The organism is Geodermatophilus sp. SYSU D00766 (genome assembly GCF_054049915.1).
This window is the reverse complement of sequence record NZ_JBJGYI010000068.1, coordinates 1-11,673: the sequence shown is the minus strand read 5'-3', so window position 1 is coordinate 11,673 and position 11,673 is coordinate 1. Positions and strand designations below refer to the sequence as shown.

Below are 11,673 nucleotides of genomic sequence, written 5' to 3'. Positions count from 1 at the left end.
AGGGAGGGCGCGCCCTCCCTCCGCGGGGGAGCGCCTCAGCGGGTGGGGTCGAGGACGAGCTTGCCGGTGGTGCGGCGGGCGAGCAGGTCCTGGTGCGCCTCGCGGACGGCGGTCAGCGGGTAGCGCCCGCCGCCGACCGGCTTCAGGGCGCCGTCGGCGACCAGCGGCAGCATGTCGCCCATCGCGGCGTCGAGCATGGCCGGGCGGCTGAAGCAGTGCGCCAGCCAGAAGCCGACGACGGCGCGGCTGGTGCCCATGAGCGACGGCGGCTGCACCGGCTTGGGCGGGCGCCGGCCGGCCATGCCGTAGAACACGATCCGGCCGAAGGGCGCCAGCGCGGAGAACGCGCCGTCGAAGACGTTGCCCCCGGTCATCTCCAGGACGACGTCGACCCGCCGGCCCCCGTTGGCCTCGCGCAGCGCGGCGGTGAACGCCTTCGGGTCGTCGTCGGCCAGGGCGGGGTCGACGGAGGCGTCGGCGCCGAGCTCCTCGGTCAGCGCCCGCTTCTCCGGGCTGGACGCGGTGGCGATCACCCGGCCGGCGCCCCACCGCTTGGCGAGCTGGACGGCGAGCGAGCCGACCCCGCCGGCCCCGGCGATCACCACGACCGACTCCCCGGCGGCCAGGTGCGCGCTGGTGCGCAGCAGGTGCCAGGCGGTGCTGCCCTGCAGCACGAGGGCGAGCGCCTGCTCGTCGGTCACGCCGTCGGGTACCGGCCAGGTCAGCCGCGGGGTGCCGACGACCTTCTCGGCGTAGCCACCGCCCTCGACCAGGCCGACCACCCGCTCCCCGCCGCCGGCCGGGCGGCCGACGAACTCCGCGCCCGGCACCAGCGGCAGCTGCTGGGGCGCCAGGTAGCTGTCCTCGGTCTGGTGGGTGTCGGCGTAGTTCACGCCCGACGCGCTCACCTCGTACAGCTGCTGGCCGTCGCCGGGGACGGGATCGGGCAGGTCGACGACGTTGAGGACCTCGGGTCCACCGAATTCGGTGATCTGCACGGCACGCATGACGCCGAGGCTATGGCGTGGGTCCGGCCGACGGCCGCCTACCTCCCGCTCGGTACGGGTAGGCGCCCGGCATGTCGGACTTCGAGATCACCGCCCTCGTCCTGGCCGAGCACGAGGTCTTCCGGCGGGAGTTCTCGGCGCTCGAGGAGCTGTCCGGCGAGGAGCTCGCCGCCGCCTGGGAGGCCCTGCACGCCAGGCTCGAGGTGCACGCCGTCGCCGAGGAGCAGCTGTTCTACCCGCTGCTCGCCCAGGAGGCGGACGGCGAGGAGGAGACGGCGGAGGGCGTGCACGACCACAACGAGATCCGGCACGCCGTGGCCGCCGTCGGGGAGCACGAGGTCGGCAGCGAGGCCTGGTGGGAGGCGGTGCGCACCGCCCGGCAGGTCAACGCCGACCACATGGCCGAGGAGGAGACCGACTTCTTCCCCCCGTTCAAGGAGGCTGTCGACGACGAGCAGCGCGAGGCCCTCGGGATGCGCTGGCTGGCCTTCCACGACGAGCACGAGCATGCCGAGGGGCTCTCCGGCGAGGACGCGGAGGTGGCCGAGGTGGTCGCGACCGAGGTGCCGGAGGGCGACCCGTCTGTCTGAGCACGCCGGACACGTTTGCCGGGCGACACGGTGCCGGCACCGTGACTGACAAGCGGGCCCAATGCCGCTGGCCGGTCGCGGCCCGTGCCAGCTGACGACGACCCTGGGTGCTGGGCGCCTGCCCGGCCCGGTCAAGCGGGCCTCGCGCAGCCCTGGGGCGGATCGACACGAGCGGCCCTCGGTCGACCCCGATGCTGTTCGGCGCGTTGTCGTCGTGCGTCCTCACCCCGGGCGGCACCCAGGCGGGCAAGGTGACACTGCTCATCCATCTGGCGCGCTGGCTCGAGTAGGCGGCCAGCTACCTCGTCTGCACGCCGAAGCAACAAATAGCCAACTTAGGATCCCGCCGATCGCAAGACGTCCCAATTATGGATCGGAAGTCTCCCATTCAGTCGTCAAGCGCAAGAGTAGGGGAGCGACACCGTCATTATCGTCCTGCGAGTCGGTCCACAGTTGACGGGCCGTCGCGATTTCGCCACCTAGCAAGGCTGCTAGGCCTCTGTAGTTGAGGGCGTCTGTATCGGCCATAGCCGCGAGTCGATTACACGCGCGACTCCGGACCGCGGGGTCGCCATTAATTGCATCTGCATATTCCGCCGCCTCCTGTAAGCCAGCGTGATGTGCTCGGCGCAGAAGGCGTTGGGCAGTGGTTCGGTCGCCGTCGAGAACGAGCAGCGGGGCAAGGTTCACGGCTGCGACGGCAAGAGTCTGAGGTTCACCGGAGTCGACCGCCCCCTCCCAGGCATGTCTTGCTTGGACAGCGTCACCCGCCATCGCGTATGCGAAACCCAGATTGATCAGGGCGTCGGTGTTGCCGGCTTCGGCGGCCTGCTCGTAGGCGGTCCGGGCGGCGGGCAGGTCCGGCGGGTCCCACCGGTCGGCCAGCAGGATGCCCAGGTTGTACAGGGCGTCGGTGTTGCCGGCGGCGGCGGCCTGCTCGTAGGCGGTCCGGGCGGCGGGCAGGTCCGGCGGGTCCCACCGGTCGGCCAGCAGGATGCCCAGGTTGTTCAGGGCCCTGGCATTGCCGGCGGCGGCGGCCTGCTCGTAGGCGGTCCGGGCGGCGGGCAGGTCCGGCGGGTCCCACCGGTCGGCCAGCAGGATGCCGAGATTGAGCAGGGCGTCGGTGTGCCCGGCTTCGGCGGCCTGCTCGTAGGCGGTCCGGGCGGCGGGCAGGTCCGGCGGGTCCCATTGGGTGGCCAGCAGGTTGCCCAGGTTGAGCAGGGCGTCGGTGTGCCCGGCGGCGGCGGCCTGCTCGTAGGCGGTCCGGGCGGCGGGCAGGTCCGGCGGGTCCCACCGGGTGGCCAGCAGGTTGCCCAGGTTGAGCAGGGCGTCGGTGTTGCCGGCGGCGGCGGCCTGCTCGTAGGCGGTCCGGGCGGCGGGCAGGTCCGGCGGGTCCCATTGGGTGGCCAGCAGGATGCCCAGGTTGTACAGGGCGTCGGTGTTGCCGGCGGCGGCGGCCTGCTCGTAGGCCGTTCGGGCGGCGGGCAGGTCCGGCGGGTCCCACCGGTCGGAGAGCAGGTTGCCCAGGTTGAGCAGGGCGCCGGTGTGCCCGGCTTCGGCGGCCTGCTCGTAGGCGGTCCGGGCGGCGGGCAGGTCCGGCGGGTCCCACCGGTCGGAGAGCAGGATGCCCAGGTTGTACAGGGCGCCGGTGTTGCCGGCTTCGGCGGCCTGCTCGTAGGCGGTCCGGGCGGCGGGCAGGTCCGGCGGGTCCCACCGGTCGGCCAGCAGGATGCCCAGGTTGTACAAGGCGCCGGTGTGCCCGGCTTCGGCGGCCTGCTCGTAGGCCGTTCGGGCGGCGGGCAGGTCCGGCGGGTCCCATTGGGTGGCCAGCAGGATGCCCAGGTTGAACAGGGCGTCGGTGTGCCCGGCGGCGGCGGCCTGCTCGTAGGCGGTCCGGGCGGCGGGCAGGTCCGGCGGGTCCCACCGGTCGGAGAGCAGGTTGCCCAGGTTGTTTAGCGCGCCGGTGTGCCCGGCTTCGGCGGCCTGCTCGTAGGCCGTTCGGGCGGCGGGTAGGTCCGGCGGGTCCCACCGGGTGGCCAGCAGGATGCCCAGGTTGAACAGGGCATCGGTGTGCCCGGCGGCGGCGGCCTGCTCGTAGGCGGTCCGGGCGGCGGGCAGGTCCGGCGGGTCACACCGGTCGGCCAGCAGGATGCCCAGGTTGAACAAGGCGCCGGTGTTGCCGGCGGCGGCGGCCTGCTCGTAGGCGGTCCGGGCGGCGGGCAGGTCCGGCGGGTCCCACCGGTCGGCCAGCAGGATGCCCAGGTTGTTCAGGGCGCCGGTGTTGCCGGCGGCGGCGGCCTGCTCGTAGGCGGTCCGGGCGGCGGGCAGGTCCGGCGGATCCCACCGGTCGGCCAGCAGGATGCCCAGGTTGTTTAGGGCATCCGTGTTGCCGGCGGCGGCGGCCTGCTCGTAGGCCCGGCGGGCAGCGTCCAGCTCGGGTGGGTCCAGTAGCTGGGACAGCAAATTGCCCAGGTTGTACAGGGCGGTGGTGTTGCCAGCTTCGGCCGCCTGCTCGTAGGCGGTCCGGGCAGCTGGCAGGTCCGGCGGATCTACTTCTCTTGCCAGAATGAAGCCGATCTGGCGCAAAGCTTCGGCATCGCCGGTTCCGGCGGCACGGTGCAGGGCCTTCAGAGAGGCATCAATTTCGCGCCGGTAGTAGGCAGCCGTGCCGATGTCGTGGGCCTCATCAGGGCTGCAGCGTTGCAGCGCCTGCAGCCAGAAACCCCGAGGAACGGGCCGGGTTTGACCGCGTTGGCCGTCGTCGGCGGCGATGAGGTAGCTGAAGGGGCGATATCCGCGGATACGGTCAGGCAGCGGGTAGGTAAGCAGAAGGGCGGCACGGCCGGTACCGGGCAGCGCCGTGCGTGCCTTCTTGACGGCATCGGCGGCTTGCCGGTCCTCAACCTCCACATCGGGCCGTTCCTGCCAGAGCGCGTCCTGGGCAAGCTCGACGAGATCGGGCTCCGGAATCGGGCGAGGCACGCCGGCCCGGGCCCAGTCGATCGCCACCCGCACGATTCGATGCTGCAACGGGTCCGCGGCCTCGGTGTCGTCGTAGGCCCGCAGCAACGCCGGCGCGTGCGCCAGCTCCTCGGCAAGCCCGACACCGCCGAGGTCCGCATCGGGATAGGCGGCCTGGGCAGCAGCCTGCTCGACCGGGTCCGCGGAGGTATGCGTCAACTCGATGGTGGCGGCGGCCTCGAGCACACTGCGCGTATCCCGGGACAGCTCGCCCGTCGCATCGCGGAGCCGGTCCCGTGCCTCCTGACGCAGAGTCGCCAGCACAATTGTCGGCCCCGGCCGGCCACGCAGCCGGTCGAGTAGGGCGGGTGTCAGTGGATCGGCACTGGTGAAGAATCGTTGCAGATCATCGAGCCACACGATGATCGAGTCATCGGTCGTCGAGAGCCGAGGATGGGCGGCCAGCCCGCTGAGGTGTGCCACCAAGGGAACGAGGACGTGTGCGTCTGGCCAGCGTCGCTGAGCCGCCTCGAAGGCGGTTCGCGTCTTGCCCGACTTAGACGGCCCAACCAGAAGCACCATCGATCCCGGGGTGAGCGCCTCCTTCAGCCGCCGGTCTACCTTTCGGGCGGTCCGGGGAACGTAGGGGTCCCGCTGGCCGAAGGTGGCCTGATTGCCGTAGTCGGAGGCCGTCGCGCCGAGCCGATAGGGGTTGAGATCTCGCATCCACGGCAGGTCCCCGCCGTCGACTAGGTCGACGAGCGCCGCCAACGGTTCAACGGGATCAGCAGCCGCCCATGGCAGAGATCCCCTCGAAGGAAGGGACACCGCTGCAGCAACGGCGCGGGCGCCGACGTCGGTGGCACCGGCCAGTTGATCGAACGCCACCAGTTGCACTGCGGCCGTGCCCTGCCGGGGGTGGTGTTCAACCACAACACCGAGCCCGCGTCCCTGATGGAAGACCACGGCCCCGGACAGCCCACCCCACGGCGTTGGCTGACCGTCCTCGGGAGGAGTAGTCGGTCCGCCAACGGTGGTCAGCATCGGCTCGCGAAGAAGGAGTCGCCCGGTCTCGGCCTCGTCCGTCTGGTAGATGACGCCGTGCAGCTCAGCGGTTCGGCGGTCCTGTAGGCCGGGGTCGTACTGGAACAGGGGATACCCGATACAGACACAATCCCGCAGCACCCCAGACCGGGATCTGTCGACTCTTGCATAGCTCACCGAGGGCAGATCGGCCTTCCACGGCGCATTGGCCAGCCGAAGGGCGGCCACATCCAGCGCCGCATGCGGCAGTACCTTCAGCTTGTCCGTGGACTGCCCGTCGACCGCTCGAATGACCCGCAACCTGTCCGGCTGCTGCCCTGTCGCCTTGTCATAGGTGCAGTGGGCCGCGGTAAGTACTACGCGACCGCTGACGAGGAAGCCCGAGCCGACCTGCTCCCGTCCATCAGCCAAGGTCGCCACCACCGCGACCACCCGGTCGAGGGCCACACCAGGGTCACCCGCGGATGTCATGGGTCAGCCGCCCGCTGCTCCTGAATCCTCCGTGGCTTCGGGCGCCACTTCCGGCGACCGGCGGGGCCCGAAGTGTTGCCCGGCGGCGCCTTGAACGGCGATCGAGAAGTCTGCGGTGACCGTGCCATCGGGCCGTTGCCACAGTGGCCGTAGCGTCAAGGTAAGGGTTTGCGTCGTGACCCCCTCCCGGGAGGCGCCGAACTCGAGCACCTTCCAGCCGATCTGACCGTGGACATCCTTGGTGACCGCCACCTCCAGGGTCAGCTCGACCGGCTCCAACTGAAACCGCATCTGCTGTCCGTGCCCGGCGACCACCGACTTCAGCAGCTCAGCCCTCAGTGCCTCGATCGACTCCGACAACCCGACGACCGCATCCGTCATGATCCGCTCCCCCAATGTGGTCTTTGTCACAGAAGGCGAGAGCCTGCCACAGGCGATGGGGATTGTGTGGTGGATCCCGTCACCGCATCGTCACCGCTCGGCGTCCGCCTCGGGGCTCGCTGTGAGCCGGGGCAGGTCGAGGCGCTCATGTGGAAACGAGCTTGGTCACCGACTCGGCACGGTTCGACGCGAACATGTATCTCGGTTCGTACAGATGTCACTGCTCAACTGCCTGGTCGCCGCGGTCCCGTCGCGACCCGAGTCATCGCCTACGAGGAGGACTTTGAACTCTGCGTGCCGCTGTCCGATGTGGCGACGATGCCAACCGGCCGCGGGCGTTACCCCAGCCGCTGATGGCCCTAGTGCCCTGTCGATCCGTGCACCCTCGGTGGCAGACTGGTCACAGTCCGACGACAGGGGCCGAGATGGAACCCGTGAGTCTGCTTCTGGCAGCGTTGGCGGCGGGGGTCGGGGCGGGGGTGCAGGACGTCGCCGGCTCCGCGGTGCGGGACGCGTACGCGAAGCTGCGGGAGGTCCTCCGCCGACGGTTCGCCGGCAGGCCGGCCGCCGAGGAGGCGCTGGCCGAGCACGAGAAGGACCCGAAGGCATACGAGCCGTTGCTGCGCAAGTACGTGACCGAGACCGGCGCTGACCGCGACGCCGAGGTGCTGGAGCTGGCGGAGAGGGTGCTGGCCCTCGCCGACTCGGCGGGGAGCGCCGCCGGGAAGTACCGGGTGGACGCCCCCCACGCGCAGGGCGTGCAGGTCGGTGATCGCAACGAGCAGATCAACACCTTCGGCGCCGGGTGACCGAGGACGTGGTGCCGGGGGAGGCTGTCGGCGCGCCACGGGTGGGCGCCCAGCGGGCACAGGGGGTACAGGCCGGCAACTTCAACCGGCAGACCAACCTCTTCCAGGTCAACCGGGACACAGTCGCTCGACGCGCGGTCTTCCTGCCGCCCCGTCACCGCGTGACGGGGCGCGAGCAGCTCCTGGACCGGGTGCGGCGGGAGCTGCTCGACCTGACCGCAAGCGAGCATGCTGGCCCGGCCGTGCTGGTGCTGCACGGCCTGGGCGGGGTGGGAAAGTCGAGCCTGGCGCTCGAGTACGCCCACCGGCACTGGATAGCGGAGGACTACGGATTGGCGTGGTGGGTGGCGACGGCCGAGCCCGTCACGGTCGCCACCCAGCTGGGGACGCTGCTGGCCGCCCAACTGGAGGTCGACGCGGAGGGCCAGGACGCGGTCGCGGTGACCCAGGCCGTGCTGGCCGCGCGCACGGACCCGTGGCTGATCGTCCTCGACAACGCCGAGAGCCCGGACGCCGTTCGTGAGTTCCTCCCGCCGGCCGGGGCCGGGCACGTGCTGGTCACCAGCCGCAACCCCAGCTGGTACCCGTACCCTCGCCTCGAGGTGCCGGACCTGGACGCGCCGGCGGCGACCGCGTTCCTCGTCAGCCGCACCGGCGATCCTGACGAGGCCAGCGCCGCAGAGCTGGCCGAGGAGCTGGGCCACCTGCCACTGGGCCTGGAACAGGCAGGCGCCTACATCTCGGCCTCCCCGGGCGCCACCCTGGCCTCCTACCTGAAGGCGTACCGCCGGCGCCGCCCGGATCTCCTGGGGCGGGGAGATCCGGCCGACTACGAGTACCCGATCGCCCGGACGTGGAGCGTCGCGCTGGAGGCCCTCGGCCCGACGCCGGCCGGGCTGCTGCGGCTCCTGGCCTGCTACGCCCCCGACGACGTCCCTCTCGCCCTGCTGCTGTCCGGCGGCACCGACGCAGCAGAACTGGAACCGGAGACCGCCGCAGTCCTCGGCCCGCTGACCGAGGACGAGCTGGCCCTGGACACGGCCCTGGCCACGCTGTACCGCTACTCCCTGGTGCGGATGGGGGCCGGCTCCCGGAGCGTGCGGGGGACGGACGCCGGGACACCTCGGGACGGGCGCACGGTGTCGGTGCACCGCCTGGTCCAGGCCGTGGTCCGTGACCAGATGTCGGACCAGCAGCGAATGGCGTGGGAGCACGCCGCGCGCACCCTCCTCCACCGGGCTCTCCCCGTCGATCCGGAGGACCCGGCGGGCTGGCCGGCCCTCTCGGCGCTGCTGCCACACCTGCTGGCCACACTCCCTGACACCGACGAGGACCTACGAGGGGTCGCGCGGTACCTCCACGTCTGCGGGGACTTCCGCGGCGCTCGCCGTGTGCTGGACCGGACGGTCTCAGGCCTGGCCGGGGAGCTGGGGTCGGAGCATCCCGACACCCTGACGGCGCAGGTCGACCTGGCGCGGACCCTCTTCGCCCTGGGGGACCTCGACGGGGCGCGCCGGGTGCTGGACCAGGTCGCCACGACCCGGTCGGACGTGCTGGGCCCCGCCCACCCGGCCACGCTCACCGCGCAGGCCAGCCTCTCCCTCACCCTGTGGCACCTGGGGAGGTGGATCGAGGCGCGAGAGGTGCTGCAACGGGTGATCGGCGGACTGGCGCAGGTGCTGCCCGAGCCGGGACCGGCCGGGCCGTCCGCGCTGGGTGGTGGCGGGGCCGACCTGGCGGCGCTGGGCGACCTGGCCGACATGGGCGACCTGGAAGAGGCGAGGCTGCCTCTGGAGCGCGTGCTACCGGCGAGGTTGCGTGCGTCCGGCTCCGGTGAGCCCCTGGTCCTCGCCGCCGGGGCGGTCACGGCGCTGTCGCTGGCCGACCTGACGGGACTCGCAGCGGCGCGGCGGGTGCTGGACCGCATGGAGCGGGCGCTGGAGCAGGCGCTGGGACCGGAGCACCCGAGCGCGCTGACGACCTCCGGGAACCTGGCGTTCGTCCTGATGGGAGCGGGCGAGTTCGACGAGGCCCGGCGCGTCCTGGAGAGGCTGGTGGCGGCCCGGATGCGGGTGTCGGGCCCGGAGCACCCGGCGACGCTGACCGCGCAGGGCGGCCTCGCCGAAGCCCTCACCGTGCTGGGGGAGCGGGCCGAGGCCCGCCGGCTCCTCGAGCAGGTGGTGTCCGTACGGCAGCGGGTACTGGGCAGAAAGCACCCGGACACCCGGACGGCGGAGGCCAACCTGGCACTGGTCCTGGCGGAGTCGGGGGAGTGGTGCCAGGCCCGGAGGTTGCTCGAGGGGGTGGTGGACGGACTGACGCGGACCCTGGGTGCGACCCACCCCGACAGCCTGACGGCCCAGGGCGACCTCGCTGCCGTCCGGGCCGGGACGGGCGAGTGGGGGCCGGCGCGGGAGCTGCTCGAGCAGGTGGTCGAGGGCCTGTCTCAGGCGGCGGGCCCCGACCACCCGGTCACGGTCTGCGCGCGGGAGAACCTGGCCCTCGTCACCGCCCACCAGGGAGCCTGAGCCGGCATCGCACTGCCGCCGTCTGCTGTGGCATGGCCGCCTGGCCGGGTCCCGGACGGCCGGCGCACGTGTCGCCCGGGAGGCGCCGGGTAGGAGGCGGGCCCAGCGGCGGCGGGACGGGTCCTGCCGCCGGACGACGACGACCCGGCGTCCGCGCCCGGTCCAGGGACCGTTCGAGGAGATCGCGTGTCCCGTACGGGGACCGGCAGGGGCCGCAGCGGGAGCGTCGGGGGCCTGCCGCCGCGCGCACCGTCGGAGATCGAGGTCGTGGCGCACCGCGGCGTCTCCGCGGAGGCCCCCGAGCACACCCTCACCGCCTACCAGCAGGCGCTGGCCCTCGGCGCGGACGCCGTCGAGTGCGACGTCCGGATGACCCGCGACGGCGTCCTGGTGTGCGTGCACGACCGCCGCATCAACCGGACGTCCACGGGTCGCGGCGTGGTGTCGGCCCTCGACCTCGCCGAGCTGGAGCAGCACCGCGTGGTCCACCGGCGACCGCGGGCTGCCGCGATCCGGGGCCGCCGGTCGCGTCCCGCGGTCGAGGAGGACGACGTCGAGGCCGACGAGGACGCCGGCCGGGTGCTCACCCTGGACCGGTTGCTCGACTACGTGACGGCCACGCCCGGGCGGGTGCGGCTGGCGATCGAGACCAAGCACCCGACCCGCCACGCCGGTCAGGTCGAGGCGGCCCTGCTGAGGAGCCTGCGCAGGTTCGGGCTGCTCTCCGGCGGGCGTCCGCTCGAGTGGTCGGGACGCCCGGCGGTGCGGGTCATGAGCTTCTCGCCGACGGCGCTGCGGCGGGTCCGGGTCCTGGCGCCGGACCTCCCCACCGTGCACCTCGTCCGCCAGGTCCTGCCCCGGTCGCGGTCGCGGGCGGTCCTCCCGGCCGGCACCGCCGTCGGCCCGTCCCTGGCGCTGCTGCGCCAGCACCCCGGGCTCGTCGCCCGGGTGCACCGGGCCGGGCTGCAGGTGCACGTGTGGGTGGTCAACCGCCCACGCGACATGCAGTTCGCCGCGTCCCTGGGCGTCGACGCGATCATCACCGACGAGGCCGCCTCGCTGATGCACCTCCTGGGACGGGGCGGGCCGCCGTCACTGAGGAGCACGGGCTGACGTCGTCCCGGGCGATCAGCCGAGTCGCCAGAACTCGCCGGTCAGCCCGACGCCGTCGAGGACCGCCTGGTTGTGCTCCCGGGAGTGCGGCGTCCAGCGGGGGGAGAGCCGGTCGCCCCACCAGGCGTGGGCCAGCGCGCTCAGGGTGGTCACCGGGACGGTGACGCCGGGGGGACGGGTGCCGAGCCAGGCGGTGACGTGCTCCTCCGACCGGAAGAGGTTCATCGTGCTCTAGGTGAAGACGATGTCGTCCCACCAGCGCCGTGCCGGGAGCAGGCAGTGGAAGAGCAGGGACGGGTCGTCGGGCCGCTGGTCCTCGACGGCGATCGTCAGCGGGTCCCCGCAGTCGGGGCAGGACGTCTCGATGCGCCCGTCGGTGTGCAGGGCCGCGCAGATCCCGAAGGCGTCCCAGGCGCAGTTGGCGTACCACCAGCGGCCGCCGGCCCGGACCCGGTGGGGCGTGGGGACGGCGGAGAAGGGGTTGGCCATCCGGATCCGCGTCCCGCCGGCGTCGAGGACGAGGGCGTGCTCGTCGTGCAGCCGCCGCCACCCCTGCAGGACCTCGTCGGCCGTCGTCCCCCTGGCGGCGGCGACCTCGTCGGCCGACGGCGCGCGGCCGAGGGCCACGAACGCGCGGTAGGTGTCGTTGCGCAGGCCGACGTCGGCGGGGTCCACGATGGGGGAGTGTGGGCCCCCCGGGGCCCCCCCCCCACCCCCCCCCCCTCCCGCCCCCCCCCCCCCACCCCCGGCCGGCCCCCGTCCCTGCCGG

The 11,673-nt window shown here is 72.8% G+C and carries 9 protein-coding genes; 4 read left to right on the top strand and 5 right to left on the bottom strand.

Translation table 11 applies throughout. From position 1 onward, the window contains the following. Positions 1-35 precede the first annotated feature (35 nt). A complete protein-coding gene (locus tag ACI8AD_RS24340; RefSeq protein ID WP_456873107.1) occupies positions 36-1,007 on the bottom strand; it encodes a quinone oxidoreductase family protein in 972 nt (323 codons plus the stop codon). Positions 1,008-1,078: 71 nt separating this feature from the next. Between ACI8AD_RS24340 and ACI8AD_RS24335 the strand changes: the two genes are divergently transcribed. After that, entirely contained in the window at positions 1,079-1,597 is a 519-nt protein-coding gene (locus ACI8AD_RS24335; RefSeq protein WP_456873106.1) for a hemerythrin domain-containing protein, read from the top strand. 366 nt (positions 1,598-1,963) lie between these two features. On the opposite strand, the gene ACI8AD_RS24330 is transcribed toward ACI8AD_RS24335, so the two are convergent. Together ACI8AD_RS24330 and ACI8AD_RS24325 are read right to left on the bottom strand one after the other, a co-directional pair. Further along, positions 1,964-6,049: a trypsin-like peptidase domain-containing protein gene (locus ACI8AD_RS24330; RefSeq protein ID WP_456873105.1), complete on the bottom strand. Its 4,086-nt coding sequence runs from the start codon at positions 6,047-6,049 to the stop codon at positions 1,964-1,966. Positions 6,050-6,076: 27 nt separating this feature from the next. After that, a complete protein-coding gene (locus tag ACI8AD_RS24325) occupies positions 6,077-6,454 on the bottom strand; it encodes a trypco2 family protein (protein WP_456873104.1) in 378 nt (125 codons plus the stop codon). Positions 6,455-6,888: 434 nt separating this feature from the next. Between ACI8AD_RS24325 and ACI8AD_RS24320 the strand changes: the two genes are divergently transcribed. The 3 genes from ACI8AD_RS24320 to ACI8AD_RS24310 all read left to right on the top strand — a co-directional run bounded on the left by ACI8AD_RS24320 (position 6,889) and on the right by ACI8AD_RS24310 (position 10,904). Beyond that, positions 6,889-7,263, top strand: a complete 375-nt coding sequence (locus tag ACI8AD_RS24320; protein WP_456873103.1) for a hypothetical protein — start codon at positions 6,889-6,891, stop codon at positions 7,261-7,263. Further along, the gene (locus ACI8AD_RS24315) at positions 7,260-9,791 is read left to right on the top strand and encodes a tetratricopeptide repeat protein (protein WP_456873102.1); all 2,532 of its coding nucleotides are present in this window, start codon (positions 7,260-7,262) and stop codon (positions 9,789-9,791) included. Before ACI8AD_RS24320 ends, ACI8AD_RS24315 begins: the two co-directional genes overlap by 4 nt. Positions 9,792-9,977: 186 nt before the next feature. After that, positions 9,978-10,904 (top strand): glycerophosphodiester phosphodiesterase, encoded by a 927-nt coding sequence (locus ACI8AD_RS24310; RefSeq protein WP_456873101.1) that lies wholly within the window; start codon positions 9,978-9,980, stop codon positions 10,902-10,904. A 15-nt stretch (positions 10,905-10,919) separates the two neighbouring features. Here the strand turns inward: ACI8AD_RS24310 and ACI8AD_RS24305 are convergent, their stop codons facing one another. Continuing rightward, a complete protein-coding gene (locus tag ACI8AD_RS24305; RefSeq protein WP_456873100.1) occupies positions 10,920-11,129 on the bottom strand; it encodes a hypothetical protein in 210 nt (69 codons plus the stop codon). Between the two features lie 6 nt (positions 11,130-11,135). Beyond that, the gene (gene merB, locus ACI8AD_RS24300) at positions 11,136-11,579 is read right to left on the bottom strand and encodes an organomercurial lyase (protein WP_456873099.1); all 444 of its coding nucleotides are present in this window, start codon (positions 11,577-11,579) and stop codon (positions 11,136-11,138) included. Between the last annotated feature and the right edge of the window lie 94 nt (positions 11,580-11,673).

Coding starts and splice junctions, on each gene's coding strand:
- ACI8AD_RS24340 (WP_456873107.1), bottom strand. CDS start 1,007: ATGCGTGCCGTGCAGATCACCGAATTCGGTGGACCCGAGGTCCTCAAC.
- ACI8AD_RS24335 (WP_456873106.1), top strand. CDS start 1,079: ATGTCGGACTTCGAGATCACCGCCCTCGTCCTGGCCGAGCACGAGGTC.
- ACI8AD_RS24325 (WP_456873104.1), bottom strand. CDS start 6,454: ATGACGGATGCGGTCGTCGGGTTGTCGGAGTCGATCGAGGCACTGAGG.
- ACI8AD_RS24305 (WP_456873100.1), bottom strand. CDS start 11,129: ATGAACCTCTTCCGGTCGGAGGAGCACGTCACCGCCTGGCTCGGCACC.